General features: G+C 30.7%; 16 protein-coding genes and 1 tRNA gene. 11 read left to right on the forward strand and 6 right to left on the reverse strand.

The annotated features are described in order from the left end of the window. Nucleotides 1–139: 139 nt before the first annotated feature. The 6 genes from ACEWL1_RS04990 to ACEWL1_RS05015 are packed head-to-tail and all read left to right on the forward strand — an operon-like array spanning nucleotide 140 to nucleotide 4,173. Nucleotides 140–1,111: a M23 family metallopeptidase gene (locus ACEWL1_RS04990; RefSeq protein WP_409232180.1), complete on the forward strand. Its 972-nt coding sequence runs from the start codon at nucleotides 140–142 to the stop codon at nucleotides 1,109–1,111. After that, on the forward strand, nucleotides 1,111–1,440 hold the full coding sequence (locus tag ACEWL1_RS04995) for a MerR family transcriptional regulator (protein ID WP_409232181.1): 330 nt from the start codon (nucleotides 1,111–1,113) through the stop codon (nucleotides 1,438–1,440). Before ACEWL1_RS04990 ends, ACEWL1_RS04995 begins: the two co-directional genes overlap by 1 nt. A gap of 18 nt (nucleotides 1,441–1,458) precedes the next feature. Then, a complete protein-coding gene (locus ACEWL1_RS05000) occupies nucleotides 1,459–2,064 on the forward strand; it encodes a LemA family protein (protein ID WP_347175489.1) in 606 nt (201 codons plus the stop codon). Beyond that, on the forward strand, nucleotides 2,064–2,501 hold the full coding sequence (locus ACEWL1_RS05005; protein WP_409232182.1) for a TPM domain-containing protein: 438 nt from the start codon (nucleotides 2,064–2,066) through the stop codon (nucleotides 2,499–2,501). The genes ACEWL1_RS05000 and ACEWL1_RS05005 overlap by 1 nt, the downstream gene beginning before the upstream one ends. Next, nucleotides 2,498–3,325 carry a TPM domain-containing protein gene (locus tag ACEWL1_RS05010; protein ID WP_409232183.1) on the forward strand — a complete coding sequence of 276 codons (828 nt, stop codon included), beginning with the start codon at nucleotides 2,498–2,500 and terminating at the stop codon, nucleotides 3,323–3,325. Before ACEWL1_RS05005 ends, ACEWL1_RS05010 begins: the two co-directional genes overlap by 4 nt. A gap of 11 nt (nucleotides 3,326–3,336) precedes the next feature. After that, entirely contained in the window at nucleotides 3,337–4,173 is an 837-nt protein-coding gene (locus ACEWL1_RS05015) for a hypothetical protein (RefSeq protein WP_409232184.1), read from the forward strand. Here ACEWL1_RS05015 and ACEWL1_RS05020 read toward each other — a convergent pair. Further along, entirely contained in the window at nucleotides 4,156–7,839 is a 3,684-nt protein-coding gene (locus ACEWL1_RS05020) for a metallophosphoesterase (protein ID WP_409232185.1), read from the reverse strand. The two genes, ACEWL1_RS05015 and ACEWL1_RS05020, sit on opposite strands and share 18 nt — an antisense overlap. Before the next feature lie 35 nt (nucleotides 7,840–7,874). On the opposite strand from ACEWL1_RS05020, the gene ACEWL1_RS05025 reads away from it, so the two are divergent. After that, nucleotides 7,875–9,083, forward strand: coding sequence for a Pycsar system effector family protein (locus tag ACEWL1_RS05025; RefSeq protein WP_409232186.1), 1,209 nt, complete (start codon nucleotides 7,875–7,877; stop codon nucleotides 9,081–9,083). Between the two features lie 2 nt (nucleotides 9,084–9,085). On the opposite strand, the gene ACEWL1_RS05030 is transcribed toward ACEWL1_RS05025, so the two are convergent. Beyond that, entirely contained in the window at nucleotides 9,086–11,464 is a 2,379-nt protein-coding gene (locus tag ACEWL1_RS05030) for a GAF domain-containing protein (RefSeq protein ID WP_409232187.1), read from the reverse strand. An 83-nt stretch (nucleotides 11,465–11,547) separates the two neighbouring features. Beyond that, a complete protein-coding gene (der, locus tag ACEWL1_RS05035; protein ID WP_409232188.1) occupies nucleotides 11,548–12,861 on the reverse strand; it encodes a ribosome biogenesis GTPase Der in 1,314 nt (437 codons plus the stop codon). 79 nt (nucleotides 12,862–12,940) lie between these two features. On the opposite strand from der, the gene ACEWL1_RS05040 reads away from it, so the two are divergent. Beyond that, the gene (locus ACEWL1_RS05040) at nucleotides 12,941–13,672 is read left to right on the forward strand and encodes an SIMPL domain-containing protein (RefSeq protein ID WP_409232189.1); all 732 of its coding nucleotides are present in this window, start codon (nucleotides 12,941–12,943) and stop codon (nucleotides 13,670–13,672) included. An 8-nt stretch (nucleotides 13,673–13,680) separates the two neighbouring features. On the opposite strand, the gene era is transcribed toward ACEWL1_RS05040, so the two are convergent. Next, nucleotides 13,681–14,562, reverse strand: coding sequence for a GTPase Era (gene era, locus ACEWL1_RS05045; protein ID WP_409232190.1), 882 nt, complete (start codon nucleotides 14,560–14,562; stop codon nucleotides 13,681–13,683). 139 nt (nucleotides 14,563–14,701) lie between these two features. Between era and ACEWL1_RS05050 the strand changes: the two genes are divergently transcribed. Together ACEWL1_RS05050 and ACEWL1_RS05055 are read left to right on the forward strand one after the other, a co-directional pair. After that, nucleotides 14,702–14,774: transfer RNA gene (locus ACEWL1_RS05050), tRNA-Met, on the forward strand. Nucleotides 14,775–15,466: 692 nt separating this feature from the next. Beyond that, nucleotides 15,467–16,522: a radical SAM protein gene (locus ACEWL1_RS05055; RefSeq protein WP_409232191.1), complete on the forward strand. Its 1,056-nt coding sequence runs from the start codon at nucleotides 15,467–15,469 to the stop codon at nucleotides 16,520–16,522. 31 nt (nucleotides 16,523–16,553) lie between these two features. Here ACEWL1_RS05055 and ACEWL1_RS05060 read toward each other — a convergent pair whose 3' ends face one another. After that, complete coding sequence (locus ACEWL1_RS05060) at nucleotides 16,554–17,567, reverse strand: M20/M25/M40 family metallo-hydrolase (RefSeq protein ID WP_409232192.1); 1,014 nt, start codon at nucleotides 17,565–17,567, stop codon at nucleotides 16,554–16,556. 161 nt (nucleotides 17,568–17,728) lie between these two features. Here ACEWL1_RS05060 and ACEWL1_RS05065 point away from each other — a divergent pair, with 161 nt between their 5' ends. Continuing rightward, nucleotides 17,729–18,691 (forward strand): PorP/SprF family type IX secretion system membrane protein, encoded by a 963-nt coding sequence (locus ACEWL1_RS05065; RefSeq protein WP_409232193.1) that lies wholly within the window; start codon nucleotides 17,729–17,731, stop codon nucleotides 18,689–18,691. Between the two features lies 1 nt (nucleotide 18,692). On the opposite strand, the gene murI is transcribed toward ACEWL1_RS05065, so the two are convergent. Beyond that, nucleotides 18,693–19,487, reverse strand: a complete 795-nt coding sequence (gene murI / locus ACEWL1_RS05070) for a glutamate racemase (RefSeq protein WP_409232194.1) — start codon at nucleotides 19,485–19,487, stop codon at nucleotides 18,693–18,695. Nucleotides 19,488–19,518: the final 31 nt, after the last annotated feature.

Raw genomic sequence — 19,518 nt, forward strand, 5'->3', positions numbered from 1 at the left:
TAATGTTTTGCTCTTAAAAGTTAATTTACCTTTAAATAAATACTAAAAAAAGGCAGTTGTAAAACATTTTGTAAATTTGCATGTTTTCTAACTATAAATTTTACAATAAAGAGAACACAAAAATAGTACATTTAAGATTATGGCAAAGGTAAAATATTATTACGACGCAGATACTTTATCGTACAGAAAGATTGAACGGAATAAAAGCAGCATTTATAAAAAGGCTAGTTTTATTGCCCTTGCTGTTGTTTTAGTAGCATTCTTTGGGTTTATAGGTTTTAGTCAATTTTTAATGTCTCCAAACGAAAGAGCTCAAAAAAGAGAATTTGAGAACTTAAAATTACATTACGAACTGCTCAGTAAACGAATAGAAGAAAGTAGCAAGGTATTAACTGAGCTGCAAGAAAGAGATAATGCAATTTATAGAGTTTATTTTGAAGCAAACCCAATTCCGGAAGAGCAACGAAAAGCTGGTTTTGGTGGTGTAAATAGATATCAATATTTAGAAGGGTTTGACAATTCTTCAATGATTAAAAAAGCAACAAAAGAGTTGGATATTTTATCTAAACAATTGGTTGTACAATCTAAATCGCTAGATGAAATTGTTCGATTGGCAAAAAATAAAGAAGAAATGTTAGCCTCAATTCCGGCAATTCAACCTGTATCAAATAAAGATCTAAAAAGAATGGCTTCAGGATATGGTTATAGAGTACATCCAATTTATAAAACGAGAAAGTTTCATTGGGGTATGGATTTTTCCGCTCCAAAAGGAACACCTGTTTATGCAACAGGTAACGGTGTTGTTCAAAAAGCTGTTAGAACTAGAAGTGCTTTAGGAAATTATGTTAAAGTTAATCATGGCTTTGGATATGTAACTGTTTACGGACACATGGAAAGATATGTTGTTCGTAAAAATCAAAAAGTAAAAAGAGGAGATTTAATTGGGTATGTTGGTACGTCAGGAATTTCTACTGCGCCGCATTTGCATTACGAAGTTCATAAAGCAAATAGAAAAATGAATCCTGTGTATTATTACTTTAACGATTTAACTCCAGAAGAATATGATAGGATGCTAGAGTTAGCTTCAAGAGAAAATCAATCTTTAGATTAATGCACATCAATTTACCAGAAAAAAGGTATTATAAAATTGGTGAAGTTGCCAAAGCCTTTGAAGTAAATACATCCTTAATTCGTTTTTGGGAAAAAGAGTTTGATGTAATCAAACCTAAAAAAAACGCCAAAGGAAATCGATTGTTTACCCAAGAAGATATTGCTAATTTTAAACTCATTTTTAATCTAGTAAAAGAGCGCGGTTTTACGCTAGATGGAGCAAAACAGAAACTAAAAAATAATCCAGAAAGCACTATCAATAATCACGAAATAATCAGTAGATTAGAATCTGTAAAAGCGGAATTAAATAAGATAAAAAATCAATTATAAATATTAAAAAATACAATTATGAAAAAATGGTTACCACTTATAATTATTGGAGTTTTAATTTTTGCATTAGTTAGATGGGGAATTGGAATGAACAATACAATGATAGATATGAAAGGAAAAGCTGAAATATCTTGGGCAAATGTAGAAAGCTCGTATCAACGTAGAAATGATTTGATCGGGAATTTAGTAAAAACCGTTCAAGGTGCAGCAGATTTTGAAAAAAATACGCTAACAGAAGTAATCAATGCAAGAGCAAAAGCAACTTCTACTACAATTGATGCTGGCAATTTAACGCCAGAAAAAATGGCAGCTTTTCAACAAGCACAGGCAGGTTTAAGTAGCGCGTTGTCTAAGTTAATGGTTGTTGTTGAGCGGTATCCAGATTTAAAAGCAAATCAGAACTTTTTGCAATTGCAAAATCAGTTAGAAGGAACAGAAAATAGAATTAATGTAGAAAGAAACAGGTTTAATACTTCTGCGGGAGCTTACAATATCTACATTAAAAAAATTCCACGTAATATAATTGCAAACATTGCCGGTTTTGAAGCAATGAGTTTATATGCTTCAGATAAAGGAGCAGAAAATGCGCCAGATGTAAATTTTGATTTTAACAAAAAACAATAATGCCAAAAGCACACTTATTTTTATCTGAATCTGACGAGAAGGAAGTCATAAACGCTATTCAAGAAGCGGAACTGAACACTTCTGGAGAGATTAGAGTCCACATAGAAGGAAAAGCAACTAAAGACGCCTACGAAAGAGCTTTGGATGTTTTTAATGAATTAAAAATGCATCAAACAGAACAAAGAAATGGTGTGTTAATTTATGTAGCAACAGAAGATCAAAAATTTGTGATTTGTGGCGATAAAGGTATCAATAATGTAGTTGCTGATGATTTTTGGGATTCTACAAGAGATACTATTGCAGAACATTTTAAAAAAGGAAATTTTAAAAACGGAATTGTAGCAGGAATTTTAAGTGCTGGAATTCAATTAAAGCAGTTTTTTCCTTGGCAAACTGATGACGAAAACGAATTGTCTAACGAAATTTCTAAAGGATGATAGGTAAACAGTTTTCAGTGAGCAGTAAACAATTAACAATTACAAAATATTTGTTTTTTGTTGGGTTTTTATTGATTCAGTCTGCGTTTGGACAATATAAAATTCCGGAGAAACCAAAATTACAAACCAGTGTTTATGATTATATTGAGTTGCTTTCTCCAAGCCAAAAAACCAATCTTGAGCAGAAATTAATTCGGTATTCAGATTCAACTTCAACCCAAATTGTTGTTGCCATAATTTCAAAAACCGAAGGAGAAGATGTTGGGTTTTTAGCAACAAACTGGGCTCATAAATGGGGAATTGGACAAAAAGGTAAAGACAATGGAGTTTTTATTTTAGTTGCTAAAGATGATCGAAGATTAAGTATTCAAACTGGTTACGGTGTTGAACATTTAATGACTGATTATATTACAACAGATATTCGAGTAAATATCATCACTCCAGAGTTTAAAAAAGGCGATTATTATGCTGGTTTAGATAAAGGTTCTGATGCAATTTTTAAAACTTTAAAAGGAGAGTTTAAAGGAAGTAGAAAATCAAAAAAGAAAACAGATTCAAGCTTCTTTAGAATGATACCAATTATCTTTTTCATTATTTTATTCATCATCCTTTCTAATAAAAACAATCGTGGCGGCGGTAAAGGAGGAAAGCGTAGAAGTGGCTTCTCTATTTTAGACGCAATAATCTTAAGCAACGCCGGAAGAGGTTTTGGTGGTGGCGGAGGAAGTTTTGGAGGTTCATCTGGCGGAAGCTTTGGTGGTGGCTTTGGTGGCGGATTCGGCGGTGGCGGTTTTGGCGGTGGAGGTTCTTCTGGAGGTTGGTAAACTTGCAAAAGATGAAAAAAACAATTCTATATAGTATTCTTTTTCTTTTTTATTCTTGTACTAATTACGGGCAATTAACCTTCGTTTCTCAATTATCCTCCTCATTAAAAGAAGTCTCTGGGAATGAAATGATTGTGAATTCAGACTTGATTTGGATGCTAAATGATTCTGGAAATACCTCAGAAATATTTGGGGTACATCAGCTAGGAAAACTCACTAAAGTTATAAAAGTACAAGCCAAAAACAATGATTGGGAAGATTTAACATCTGACGAAAAAGGAAACTTATATATTGGCGATTTTGGAAATAACAATCTAAAAAGAAAAAAGTTAACGATTTTAAAAATTACAAATCAAGATTTGTTAAATGGCGAAAGTGTTGCCGTTGAAAGCATCGAATTTGAATATCCACAACTTGATAAAAAGAAAAATTCTTTTGATGCAGAAGCTTTTTTTTACTTTCAAAACCAATTTTACATTTTTACAAAAAGCAGAAAGAAGAAAAACTTAGGAAGTACATTGTTATTTAAAGTTCCTAATAAACAAGGAAAACACATTGCAGAGTTTATTTCTGAATATGAGTTTTGCAATGCTCCAGAATGTAGAATTACAGCTGCAGATATTTCTGAAAACGGAAAGCAAATTGCGTTGTTAAATCATGCATCAGTTTTTATCATAACCAATTTTACAGGTGAAAATTTTTTCTCTGGTAAGATTAAAGAAATCCCGTTAAAACATACTTCTCAAAAAGAAGGAATTAACTTTAAAGATGAAAACACCTTGTTTATTACTGAGGAAAGAGTGAAAAAAATTGGAGGGAATTTATACAATTTAAAAATTAAATCCTAAAGAGAATGCAATTCTTGCACTTTCTGTTCCTTTAAAAATGCCAATATTAGCAGAAATCATATCTGCACCGTTTAAGAAAATTCCTCCACCAAAATTAGTATTCCAAGTTGTAGAAACATCGTTTTTTAACCAAACTCTACCATAATCAAAACCAGAATAAACGCCAATGTTTAAAGGCAGTAAAGCTGTTTTTATTTTGCGTAAATTTAAGCGGATATCTGAGCTTTGATAAAAAGAGGTTTTACCAGTAAAACGTTGATTTCTATAGCCACGTAAACCATCATTACCGCCAATTGATGCCGCTTGATAAAACTCAAATCCGTTCCCAAAATTTAGATGACTTTTTACTTTTGTTGCAAATACCAATTGTCCGTTAGAAATTAATTTATAATTAAAACTCAACGACGGAATGAAATAACTAAAGGTAGCTTTTGTAGTTGTGTTAGCAGTATAGCCAATAGTGAAATCAGCTTTCATTCCTAAGGTAGGAAACGCTTTGTTATCTTGATTTTCAAAATTGTAATGTGCTTCTGTTCCCCAAAAAGTATTTTTGTTAGCTAAAGCCGTTGTTGCAATATATCTTCCAATGGTTTTTTCTACATTTATAGATTGATAATTCAATCCAATTCTAAAATTACCGCCTAATTCTCCACGCCAAATTAAATAAGGAGAAAACTGTGCTTTTCTAATTTTCACTCTGTTATAATCTTCGTCAAAGGTATCTTCATCAATAAAATATGGATTTGTTGTTTCATTTCCAAATCCAAAGAAATTAACACTATAATTTGGGCTTGTAAATGTTGCTTTTAAACCAAGATTCCAATTTTTAATCACATTTGCAAACTCACTTTTTAGTGTAATATCAAATCCGTTTGTTGCAAAATAATAAGAACCTGCAATGGTATGCTGAGAAGTAAACGGATTTCTTTCGAAACCAAAATTGGTAAAAGTGGTTGCCAAACCAATATTAATTCCATCGTCTGGGTTCATGCCAACAGTTGGGAACATTTCTGTTGTATTGTATTTTAACTTCTTATAATCGTACACATTGATGTTGTACTTGTCCGTTAATTTTCGAATCCCTTTATTGGTTTTAAAGGTGTTTTTCTTCGATTTGTAATCGTAAATTGTGAGTTTATTTCCGTTTGTAATATTATAAGTGTCATTGTTTTGCCCACCAATAATTCGCACTTTAATCGCGTTAGATTTTTCTCCAAATACATGAAATTCATCATCATCATCTAAACCATAAATCCAGATTTCTTTGGTTAATTCTTTGCTGTATTTTTTCTGATGAAAAAGTTCTCCTTTTTTGCCCCCTTTAATTCTGTATGCTCTAACTTCTGTACTACCATTTTTAAATCTTTCAACTTCAAATAAATCATCTTTATTGGTTCCTTTGATTACCGAAAACATATTGATGTATTTAAAATATTCGTCAGAAATTTTTTGGAGATTTTGAATTCTTCCTTTTAGTTTTCTTTTAATATCAGTTATGGTTTGATCTGTTACTTCTTTAGGGAAATGAGTAAAAGCTTCTTCGATAACAGCATCAGTTAAGTTTTTTTGGATATTAGCAACTTGATTATCCCAAGAACTTTTTGTTGCTTGATTTATCAATGCAATATCCAAAGGATACGGCTCTAAATTAAACCATTTTGTATTTGCTATTTCATCATCAAAAGATTGCATTAAGCGCAAAGCAGGAATCGTTTTAGTAACAATATTTAACAGAAAACCATCTGCCATAATAGAAAAAACTTGATCTCTATCTCTAGGAAAAGGTTTGTACAAAGTGATTTCTCCATCCTCAAATGCAGCCCAACGCCATTGATCTTCGTGTCTGTCCCAATCGCCTAACAGCATATCAAACAAACGCGCTTTTATATACGTACCTTCATCAATTTTTGAATTGGTATTTTTAGTGAGTTTTTTTAATAAATCGTTTGTGCTAATTACTTTGTTAGAAAATCCAAAATTTGGTTTTTCTCCATGTCCAGAAGCTGCTCGTTCTTCAATCATGTACAATTCATCGCCAAATTCATTATTAAAATGACCCAAAGCATGTTGTTTTGGAACATAGAAAAGTTGAGGTTTTGAATGTAAAACATCAATAGCTTTTGCCATTGTGCCAACGGTAAAAGGAGCATAAGGATGAGAACCAGTAAAAACATCTAATAACAACTCTTCTGAAAGTGTATCATCAAACTGACCTTCTACATATTGGTTTTTAAAAGCAACAGCTTGTAAATATTGAGTAGCGCTTTTTCTTAACGCTCGCATTACATACTCTCTTCCGTCTTTGTCTTCTAATCGCAAAGATTTGGATTGATGTCCGCCACCTTTTCTAACAGGTTTTAAACCGCCAAAAAGAGTGTCTAGATTTACGTTTTTTGCAGTTACTTTTGTTCCGTAATACTTTCTGTAGCGTTCTCCCCAAACAGCTGTGTAGAATTTTCCTTTTGTAACTTCTTTTTCTGTATAAATTGATGCTGAAGTATATGGATGTTGGTTTTTAGTAAAAGTAAAATCGTTTTTAGGATGGTTTGGTTTTAGCACTTGTGTTTGATACACAATTTCATTCTTTTCTGAGGCAATAAATGTAACATGAGAAGAACCATCTTTTAAAATATCTAATTTTGCATAACCTTGCGCTCCGTAAGAAAATAAACCTTTACCAACATTTCTTGTAGCTGAAATTTTTGATCCAGAACCACTTATAATTTGAGGTAAATGATCTTGATTTAAATATTGCAAAGTATGTTCGTGACCAGCAACTAAAATTACTTTTTCGTTTTCTTGAGAAAGCGTTACAATTCTGTTTTTAAACTCTAAATACCGTTTGTTTTGGATGTCTGTATTACTAATTCCGCTTGTTTTTCTAACTAAGTTGATGAGTGTGCCAAAGATTGGTAAAGGAATAGAACCACCAATTGGAAATAGTTGTTGTTTTAAAGAAAACTGACCGCCATGTGGACCATTTGTAAACATTGGATGATGCATGGCAACAATGGTGGTTTTACCACGTGCTTTTTTTATTAAACTTTCAAATTCATCAAAGAAGCGAGTTCTAGTTTTTATTTCGCAGTTGTCATTTATGGTTGGATGAATATCCCAATTGGTTAAAAACCATTCACTATCAATGGTAATTAAAACAATATCTTCAGAGATATTGACTTTGTCAATTGGGCAACCATTTTTAGGTAAAAAAGAATCTTTTCCTAGAATTTTTTCTATATATTTTTCTTGTCTTTCCAATCCTTTTAATCCGTTAGAATACCAATCGTGATTCCCCGGAATAAAAATGGCTTTCCCTTTAAAACCTGTGGTAATATTGGTTTGTATGTTTAGTTGATGTTCGGCAAAAGCCCTTTGTTGATGCTCTTTTTTTGGCATCCCTGCTGGATAAATATTGTCTCCTAACAACAATAAAGTGCTGTTTTTTGATGCAGTTTGTAACTCGGTTTTTAATCTTTTTAAAGTAGTTGTTTCAGAACCTATTGGAGAATTTCCTCCATCGCCAAGTAAGTAAAAAGAATGTACTACGTCTTCTTTAGTAAAATTCGTAGAAGTTGAGTTAGATTTTTTGTATTGTGGAAGATACGTTGCACAATTACTTAGCACAAGTAAACAAATAATTAAGCAATAATACTTTGGACTGTTCATCTAATTTTTTTTACATTAGTAAAAATAATTCTTTTATGGAGACTTTATTGCTGAATGCCGAAAAATATGTTTTTTCATTATTAACTAAAGAGTTAAGTGGTGATTATTTTTATCATAATTTAAATCACACTCAAAGAGTCGTTAATGCAACTAAAGAATTACTTGTTGGAGAACATATTTCTGAAGTTGATGCAAATCTTTTATTGTTAGCAGCATGGTTTCATGATGTTGGATATATAAAAGGAACTGAAAATCATGAAGAATCAAGTGTTAGAATTGCCACTAATTTCTTAGAAGAATATAATATAGATGAAAGCATAATTAATACAGTAAATAGGTTAATTAGAGCAACTAAAATGGATGTTGAAGCCGATGATATTTTAGAGAAAATTATAAAAGATGCAGATTGTGTACATTTAAGTAAAAAGAGTTTTTCTGATATTAGCGATTTGTTAAAAGAAGAGTTAAATAAAGTTTGTGATAAAAATTTTACAGACTCAGAATGGATTCAAGAAAATATCAATTTTTTAACAAGTAAACATTATTACTACACAAATTATGCCCAACAAAATTGGCAAGAAGGAAAAGATAAAAATTTAGCACAACTATTTAAAAATCAAAAAAAAATAGCACAGGTAGACCAAAAGAATTCTATTAAGAAAGAAGAATTAAAAATAAAAAAACAAAAAGCGAAAACACCTGAACGTGGAATAGAAACCATGTTTAGAGTAACGTTAAGAAACCACATCACCCTTAGTGACATTGCAGACACAAAAGCAAATATTCTACTTTCTGTAAATGCTATTATTATTTCATTAGCACTTTCTAGTTTATTGCCAAAGTTAGACAACCCTTCAAATCAATATTTAATAGCTCCGACAATTGTTTTTGTGATTTTTACAATTACATCTATTATTTTATCTGTTTTAGCAACCAGGCCTAATGTAACTGAAGGTAAATTTTCAAAAAAAGATGTTGAAGACAAAAAGGTAAACTTGTTATTCTTTGGGAACTTTCATAAAATGAGTTTGAAAGACTTTGAATGGGCTATGGGAGAGTTGATGAAAGACAAAGATTATTTATACAATTCTATGACCAAAGATTTGTACTTTCTAGGAAAAGTGCTGGATAGAAAATATAAGTTGTTAAGAATAACTTATATGGTTTTTATGATTGGTATTATTGTGTCTGTTTTGAGTTTCGGAATTGCATTTAAAATTAAAGAAACAGGTGTTTTGTTTTAGATTTAACTTCTTAATTCTTCTATTAAATCGTTTAAAGAAATAGTTTCTTTATATGGGTTGTAAAGCACTTCTACTCGTAATGCTTTTAGACCAGATACACCTTGTAAATCTTCTATTTCTAATTTTTCTAATTTGCCTAAATATTTTTTAGATTGTAAAAAATGAATGTATTTTAAATATTCCTTAGCATCACTATCTTGAGAATACACAATTGCTATTTTACCTGGAACAGTTATGCGTTCGGTTGTGTTTTTTATATGAGCTTTATCAATTCTTTTTTTAATAATTTCATATCTAATATTATAAGCTCCATCTACATCAAATTGTTTTTCATCCATTCTAAATTTAATAGATAACGGATTGCTATGTACTAAGATTAACGAAGCAACTCTTAAATCGTGATTCATTTGATCACGCGTTTTAAAAGCAATATTTTCTAACTCAAACATGGTCTGCAATTGCCATAAGCGCAAGTTGTATAAATACAAATTATCAAACGTTTTTTTATCAGTTAAAGAACTTCCTATATACATATTGTATTCTACGCCATCTGTTTTGTAACGCTCAAAATAATGAGGAAACATACGTTGTGCTTCTTCTTGTTTTTGATCTAAAAAAGCAGCAAGCTTGTTGTTTAAAAGAGTAACACTGTCTTCGTAATCTTTACGTTTTTCATACACTACATGTAAATCTTTATCCAATCTGTTCATGTACACAGAAACATGATCGTTTAATGTGGTATTTAATTTTTTAATATGATTGAAAACAGGATAAATTTCTCGCTTTAAAAAATCGATAATTGCAATTTCATCACCTGCTTTTAAGCCTTTATTAATATTTAGTAAATAGTCTTTTACTCTAAAAATAAGTTCTTCGTAAATGGGTAATTTTTCTACTTTATATGCTTCATTTAAAACATGTATAGCCAATGATAATTGTAGTGTTAAATCTTCATTGATGGCAATATTTCTTGCAACTGAAGAACCCTTTATATCACTTTGTCCAAAAAGCGGATATACATCATTAAAAACAATTTCGTCTAATTTGATATTTTCTTCTTGGTTAGAAGCTTGTAAAATATATTTATCAGCTGCTGCTTTAAAGCGCCATTTTACTGTTGGATGAATGGTAGTATAATGTTCTTGAATTAACGCTTCAACGGTGTTTTGATATTCATCTGAAGCTCTTTTTACAGCAACTTCAAATACAGGGATTATGTCTTTTAACTTGTTTAAGTTTACCGAATTTAATTCAAAAGGTCTTGGCGATGCTATTTCTAACAAAGCCAAATCATTGTTTTCTGTTGCTTTAATTGGTATTAAAGTAATACTTTGAATGCCTTGTTTTTTTAGATTTTGATAAAATGGGTTTTCATTGGTTTGTCTGCCATATTTTTCTACATCAGAGATACTAAGCGATTCATGATTTTTAAAAACCGTTTGCATAATACCATCACAGAAATACGAATCGCAAATAACTTCTTCAGAACTGTTTAAAATAATACTATTAGATTTGTTAATGGTAGTTTCACAAATTTTAACATTGATATTGTCAAATATCGAATAGCCTAATTTTAAATCTGGAATCGTATAAAATTTGCGAAGATCTTTTTGTAGTTCTGAAATTAAATCATCTCCACTTTTTAATAAATTTGTTCTAATGTTAGAAATAATTTCATCTGTTGTAACATCAAACAAATTCATAATTCCAAAGCCTTTGTAGATATAACTATTTGGAGGAAATTTTTCTTTCCAAATAGCGATATTGTCAAAATTATTTATTAAAATTTTATAATCTTCTTCTGAAATTTTAGGAGCGTTTTCGGTAGGAATCACTTCACCAAAATCGTTGTTAAAAGCGGCTCTATAATGCTTTAGGTTTCCCGTTGTTGTATCGGGAATGTCAAAAAAGAAAGGTCTTTTTAAATCTACTGGATATTTATAAACTGAACCTAGAATCATGGTACAAGCATAAATATATAATAAATCGTCTTCGAAATTTCGAATCTTCACTTCAAAATCAGTTCCAGCATTTTTTATAATATTTTCGAACCGAGTAGTAAATTTAAAAGAAGTAAATGTAAACGGTATGGTTGCTGATTTGATTTCGTTCAATAAAAGCGGTTCTGGAAAAAGCGGATTTAATAATAAGTCAATATTTTTTTTATGAGTATCAAATAACGTAAAATCTGAGAAACCGTCAATCAACGCAGGAGTTTTTGCAATTTCAGCGACTAGGTTTTTTGCAGCTAAATGATTTGGATGTTCTTTATATTCGTCTTTTGAATAATTTTTATACATCAAAAACACCTTTTCAAAACTCACAGAAATCTGTAAAGGCAATTCTATAGATTCATTATTATTAGTGCGCTTTATTTTCATAAATGATACTTACTTTAGATTAACAAAAGTACGAAATGTTAACTTGTAGTCGAGTAATTATAAAAACCTTGCATGAAAAGACGCTATTTCTGTCTAAAATAAATAATAATTGGAACTCCAGAAAAATCGTAAATCTCTCTCATTTTATTTTCTAAAAACCTTTTGTATGGATCTTTTACATACTGTGGTAAATTTGCAAAAAAGGCAAATTGCGGCGTTGGAGTTGGCAATTGCATACAGTATTTAATTTTTACAAATTTTCCTTTTATTGCTGGTGGTCCGTAGTTTTTAATAACCTCTAGCATGGTTTCATTTAGTTTGCTAGTGGGAATTCTGTTTTTTCTATTCTGAAATACTTGTACAGCAGATTCTATTGCTTTAAAAATACGCTGCTTTGTAAGTACCGAAACAAAGATAATTGGCACATCTGTAAACGGAGCAATTTCTTTTCTAATGGCAGCTTCGTAATCTCTTACGGTGTTGGTTTCTTTATCAACTAAATCCCATTTATTTACTAAGATGACAACCCCCTTTTTGTTTTTTTCTGCCAACCAAAAAATGTTTTGATCTTGACCTTCAAAACCACGAGTTGCATCAATCATTAAAATGATAACGTCAGAATATTCAATGGTTCTAACTGCTCTCATTACAGAGTAGAATTCTAAATCTTCTTTTACTTTCGATTTTTTTCTAATTCCGGCTGTATCAACCAAATTAAAATCAAATCCAAAACGATTGTATTTTGTGTCAATAGAATCTCTTGTTGTTCCTGCTATATCAGTTACAATATTTCTTTCTTCGCCAATTAAAGCATTTATAAAAGATGATTTTCCTGCATTTGGTCGTCCAACAACAGCAAATCTTGGCAATTCTTCTTTTTCTAAATCAACTTCTTCTGGTTCTGGCATTTTTTCGACTAATGCGTCTAATAATTCTCCAGTTCCACTTCCGTTAATGGATGAAATTGTGTGATAATCTCCTAGTCCTAAATTGTAAAATTCAACAGCATCTGCATCACGCATGGCGTTATCAACTTTATTTACTGCAGTAAAAATCGGTTTTTTTACCTTTCTCAACAATTTTGCAACTTCAGAATCCATAGGAGTAATTCCTTGCTCTACATCAACCACAAAAACAATAATATCTGCCTCGTCTAACGCTAATTGAACTTGTTTGCGGATTTCATCTTCAAAAATATCATCAGAACCAACCACATATCCACCGGTATCAATTACAGAAAATTCTTTTCCGTTCCAATCAGATTTTCCGTAGTGTCTATCTCTAGTTACTCCACTAACAGAATCTACAATCGCTTCTCTTCTCTGAACCAATCGATTAAACAACGTCGATTTCCCTACATTTGGTCTTCCTACAATGGCAACAATACTATTATTCATCTAAAAAAAATATTTTTGCAAAGATACTAATTAGGGAATGATATTTGTTTAATTTTAAAGAGTTATAAATTTTACGACCATGAAAAACAATTTTACAGCCATCATTTTTTCAATTGCTATTGTAATTGCGGCATTTTTATTAGGAAATTCTATTGTAAATAGAAATAATACAGACGGAATTATTTCTGTTACAGGATTAGGGAATGCTGATTTTACATCAGATTTAATTGTTTGGGAAGGTTCTTTTTCAAACGAAAGCACAAATTTGAAATTGGCCTATAACAATTTAGAAAAATCAAAGAAAATAATTTCTGATTATTTGTTTTCTAAAGGAATTAAACCAAACGAACTAGTTTTTAAAGCGGTAACAAGTAGAAAAAACACAAAAGCAAGTTATAATAAAGAGGGGAAATATATTGGCGAACAGTTTTTAGGGTATATTTTAACACAATCGCTGCAAGTTGATTCTAATGATGTAGAAAAAGTAGAAAAAATTTCTAGAGAAATTACAGAATTGTTAAATAAAGGAATCGAATTTTACTCGCAACCACCAAGATATTATTATACAAAATTAGCAGATTTAAAATTAGAAATGATTTCTAAAGCAACATCTGATGCAAAATTAAGAGCAGATAATATTGCCACCAATTCTGGAGGAAAATTAGGGAATTTAATCTCTGCAAAAATGGGAATCTTTCAAATTACGGGTCAAAATTCTAAAGAAGATTATTCTTGGGGCGGAACATTTAATACAACATCAAAATTAAAAACTGCTTCTATTACAATGAAGTTAACGTACAAGGCTGACTAAGAAAAGAATTAGTCTTTATAGCCAAAACGCTTTAATTGATTTTTGTCGTTTCGCCAGTTTTTATTGACCTTTACATACAGTTCCATAAAAACTTTTTTATCAAAAAAGAGTTCTAAATCTTTTCGAGCTTCAGTACCAACGCGCTTTATTGCAGCTCCTTTGTGCCCAATGATAATTCCTTTTTGAGTATCGCGTTCAACCATAATTACAGAACGAATTCTGATAATTTTTTCTTCCTCTACAAACTCTTCGGTTTCTACTTCTACAGAATACGGAATTTCCTTTTTATAATGCATCAGAATTTTTTCTCTAATCTTTTCATTGACAAAAAAGCGTTCTGGTTTATCTGTTAATTGGTCCTTCGGATAAAAAGCTGGGCTTTCTGGTAGAAACTCAATAATTTTATTTACAACAACATCAATATTAAATTTCTCTAAAGCAGAAATGATAAAGACTGATGCATTTGGTACTTTTTTTGTCCAATATGAAAGCTTTTCTTCAACTTCATCTTGGTTAGAAGTATCAATCTTATTCAATAATAATATAACAGGAATTTTACTATGGATAATTTTGTTAAAAAAAGCTTCGTTTTTTAACTCTTTTTCGCCCATTTCTACCATATACACTAACACATCGGCGTCATCAAAAGCCGACTTTACAAAATCCATCATAGACTCTTGTAATTGATATGCAGGCTGAATAATCCCTGGTGTATCAGAAAAAATAATTTGGTAATCGTCGTTATTTACAATTCCTAAAATCCGATGTCTTGTTGTTTGTGCTTTAGAAGTTATAATAGATAATTTCTCTCCAACCAAGGCATTCATTAATGTTGATTTCCCAACATTCGGATTTCCAATAATATTTACAAAACCTGCTTTATGTGTCATGCTGCAAAGATAGTTTGTTTTTTAATTTATCAACCTTTAAAAGTTAGGATATTGTAGTTGAGCGGATTAAGTTTTTTTAAAATAAAAGTTGATTTTTTTTGAAAGAAATAGAAAATGGTTGTATCTTTGCAGTCCAAATCGCGGGATAGAGCAGTAGGTAGCTCGTCGGGCTCATAACCCGAAGGTCATTGGTTCGAGTCCAATTCCCGCTACTAATAAAAAGTCAAAACAGTTAAGTTTTGACTTTTTATCGTTTAAAGCAGATTGGACGAGAAGCTTATACTGATATTTGTAGAAGTAAGTCCAATTTCCGCAACAAAAAGAGTAATTAGAAATAGTTACTTTCTTTTATAATACACTCAGCTATACTGTAATTTCTGTTTTTGACAAAGCCCCGCTTTTAAAAATTAAAAGCCATGATAATGGACTAAAGATATTTAAAGATGGACACTTCGTTTATCTTTACATTTTAACTCCATTCAAATTTATAACTTGAACTTTCCTTAAGTAGATGTATTTTAAGAAATTTGCTTAGTCATCTTAGTTGCATTTTAATTATATTTGTGCTTATTAATCCCCCGTTATTATGCTCTCTTATATAAGAATTAAATACCTGAGTTCGTTTAGAATTATTACTTTTTTTACAATTTTTTTGAGTTTACTTTTCTTTTTTTTGGGAGTAGTTCGATTTTTTGAAATTGATTATTTTCTTAATTTTTTACCAAAAACTACAAGAGAAATTCTAAATGAATCTCCCATATGGACGAACTACATTTATTTAATAATTGTTATAACCAATTTACTTGCAATCATTTTACTGCTTAGAAAAAAGCGGCTTACTGTTGTTGTGTCACAATATTTGGCAGTAAGTATGATAATACTTGTTTTGTATCATTTTTTTATTATGAAAGAGATAGGTTTTTATATTGCAATAGAAATGCTTTTTACAATTGTGTTTTATGTTTTCTTTGCTTGGTTTACAAGCTATGCAGAGAGAAAAGGCTATTTGTCAAAAATCTCTAAAGAGAAAACTTCTGTTTTTTTGAAAATACAAGAAGGATGTGATCATGAATGTGCATATTGTCCAATTCCTATAAGGAAAGGGCGCTCTAGAAGTGATACATTGCAGAACATCGTTGCAAATGCAGAAAGAATGGCAGAAGAAGGGATCAAAGACATTGTGTTAATTGGAGATAACATTGGCGATTTTGGAACGGGAGAAAAAGGGAACTTAAAACATGATCATAGTTTTTTAGAGCTTTTAATGGAGTTAGATAAAATTGGGGATATACATCGTTTTAGCTTTTTATCTGTAACCACTCCTATGTTTAGTGATAGAACGTTGAACTTTATAAAAAAATCTAAAAGATTTTCGCCTTATTTTAGTATCAGAATGGATAGTGCGAGCGATGAAATATTAACAAAAATGAATCGCCCTTTTCCTTTAAAACACTATAAAGAGTTATTTTCTAATATTAAACAAATAATGCCAGATGCTTATATAATTGTAGAAATCATTGTTGGTTTTCCTGGAGAAACAGACGAGTTATTCAATGAGACTGTTCAGTTTTTATCGGAAGTAGATATTTCAAATATACAGACGACTGTCTATTCAAATAAAATTGGGACTAAAGCATCTAAAATAACGGAAGGAATTGTTTCAGATTCAGTTTGTAGAAAAAGAGAAAAGATGCTGATAGAGCTTTCTAAAAAGAAATTAAAAACTTTTTATGAAGGTCAATTAGGTAAAGAAAAAACCGTTCTGTTTGAGAAGAAAAGAAGAGGGGATTATATATATGGTTATACAGATAATCATGTGAAAGTTAAAGCTAATTGGGATTCGAAACTAGGAAATTCACTCCATAAAGTGAAGTTAACCGGAATTAATGAAAGTTTTATGCATTTTGACTTTATTGAGTTTAAAGTAGAGAGTAAATACGATAATTATATTCAGATTTAAATTTCTTGTTATGAAATTTATTTTTTTATTGTTAGTTTGTTTTCAAAAATGTGTCGTAATTTTCTATAGATTGAATAATTAATTTCACGGCTTCTACATAAAACGCTTGATTTATGTTTTCAAAAGTATCTGTGTCTTTATGGTAATCTTTGTGGTCTTCTACACCAAAATATATAAACGGAATTTTCTCTTTATGAAAAGATCTATGATCTGAAGAATTTGTCCAGTTTTGTTTTGTTTTATCATTCGGGTCATCATGTCCAGATAATAAAGTAATTGAAGATTTTACCTTTGTTAAAGGCTCTTTTAAGTGCGGATAATGAAATATACCACAGGCGTATAATTCGTTTTTATCATTTCGAGAAATCATATCCATATTAATATTTAAAACGATATTCTCTTTTCCTAAAGGAAAATTTTTCACCAAATAAGCAGAACCATGCATTCCTGCTTCTTCAGCATCAACAGTTGCAAAAACTAAGGTATGATTTGGAGTTTTATCTTTAAAATAATCTGCAATTGCAATTACAGCAGCAGTTCCTGAAGCGTCATCATCTGCTCCGTTATATATCTTTCCGTTTCTAATTCCTAAATGATCATGATGTCCAGTAATTACAATTACTTTGTTAGATTTTCCTTTTATCATGCTTATTACATTTCCACCAACTACTGTGGTGTCAGGTACATTTGCGTCGTTTCTTTCTTTGCCTTTTACAGGAAACATACGTTGTCTTCTTGCGCCTTTATAAGTGGTTTTAAACTCTTGAATGTATCCATTTTCTATAACGGTTGCTAATTGCAATCTTTTAAATTCGTTTGCAATTAATTGTTGTGCTTTATAGTTACCTGGTTTCGTAAAACCTCTTCCTTCTAAAGAATCGCTAGCTAATATTTTTATGTTATTTAATAATTGCGGCTCATCAATTTTAATGTTGTTTGAAGAAGCAACAGCATTTAATTGATTTGGTAGTTTTAGCTCGTTTGATTTACATCCAACGAAAAGAAGAATAAATATTAGGGCGAAAAAAGCAGCTTTAATTTTCATGTGATAAACAGTTTAATGATTGATTAATGGATAAAGATAAAGAATAATAGAATTGAAAAACACTATTTTTAATTAGAATTGATTTTCTCAATATTATTTTAAGTTTAAAAATGGTATCATTAATTGAATATGTTATATTTGAAAGCTTAAAATACAACACTTTGCAAAGAGTACTAATTTTTCTTTTTTTTCTTTTTAGCTCCTTGTCTGCTTTAGGTCAAGAGACACTTCCAATTTATTCTGATTATTTGTCTGATAATGTATTTTTAATTCATCCATCGGCAGCAGGAATTGGATCTAGCGGTAAAATTAGAGCTACAGGAAGAAAGCAATGGCAAGGTGTTGAAAATGCACCAGAATTACAAACCTTGAGTTTTCACAATAGATTTGGCGAAAAAGCAGCATTAGGTTTTGTTGTTTTTAATGATAAAAACGGATACCACTCTCAAAAAGGAATTCAGGCTAGTTATGCATTTCATTTAAATGTTGGTAACGGAAGTGTATTTGAGCAATTGTCTTTTGGATTGTCTGCAACAGCGGTTCAAAATCAATCCGATCAAAGAACCTTCTTTGGCGATAGAACTGTTCAGCAACTTATAGAAAGTACAAGTTATTTTAATGCAGACTTTAGTGTTGCGTATCATAAAGTTGGTTTTTCATCGTACTTTACTGTGAAAAACTTATTGCTTTCTGCTAAAAACAACTTGAATAATAGTTTAGAGCCGCTAGATTTAAGAAATTATATTTTTAGTGCAGGCTATTATTTTGAGCATAGAGATATTATAAGTTTAGAGCCTTCTTTTATGTTGCAATTACGTGAAGGAACAGGCGAAGTAATTACAGATTTTAATATTAAAGCGTACAAAAACTTTAACAAAGCCCAACTCTGGGCAGCGGTATCTTACCGAAGAAGTTTTGATAATGGAGCGATAGAAAATCTCAACTACCTTTCTCCAATTGTTGGTATTAATTACAATCAAATGATGGTTTCTTATACGTATACAAAACAATTAGGTGATATTGTATTTTCTGATTCTGGATACCATCAAATTACTTTAGGAATAAATGTTTTTCAAAAAAGACAAAGAGCAGCAGCTTGTCCTAATATTAACGCTTCATTTTAAACTAGAAGTCTAATTTTTCTACACTATAATTTTGATTGTTTCCTAAAACAAATTCCAACACTTTGGTGTTTGTGTTGATGTAAAATAAGTGATTGCTTTGTAAGTTCTGAGTATTTAATAAACCATTTTCTTCTAAAACTCTTTTGGTCTGCTTTGCGACCGCTTGCCCAGAATCTATAATTGTGATGTCATTTCCAATGATTTCTTGTATTTGAGGGATTAAATACGGATAATGGGTGCATCCTAAAACCAGGTAATCAATATTGTGTTGAAGTAATTTGTGTAAATGATTGGTTAATAGCTGAGTCATTTCTGAAGAAACTAATTGTCCATTTTCAATCAGTTCTACCAAGCCTTCACCAACTTGTTCAACGATAGATACTTCTTGATTTATTTTGTTTAATGTTGTAGCAAATAAGCTGCTATTTAAAGTTCCTTTTGTGGCTAAAATGCCAATATTTTTTGTTTTGGTGTTTATTGAAGCTGGTTTAATAGCTGGTTCAATTCCGATAAATGGAACACTGTAATTATTTCTAAGATAATCAATAGCATTTGTTGTTGCCGTATTACAAGCAACTACAATTAACTTGCAGTTTTTTTGGAGTAAGAATTCTGTATTCTTTATAGACAATTCAAGAATCTTTTTTTCTGATTTTTGACCATAAGGTGCGTTTTTACTGTCTGATAAATAAAGGGTGTTTTCATTTGGTAAAAGTTCATGTATTTCTTTCCAAATAGAAGTTCCTCCAATACCAGAATCAAAGACGCCAATAGATTGTTTAGAAGCTAGATTCATATACTAACAAAAATAAAAAAACCTACTTTAT

It is taken from the genome of Polaribacter gochangensis, from assembly GCF_046224025.1.
Lineage (GTDB): Bacteria > Bacteroidota > Bacteroidia > Flavobacteriales > Flavobacteriaceae > Polaribacter > Polaribacter gochangensis.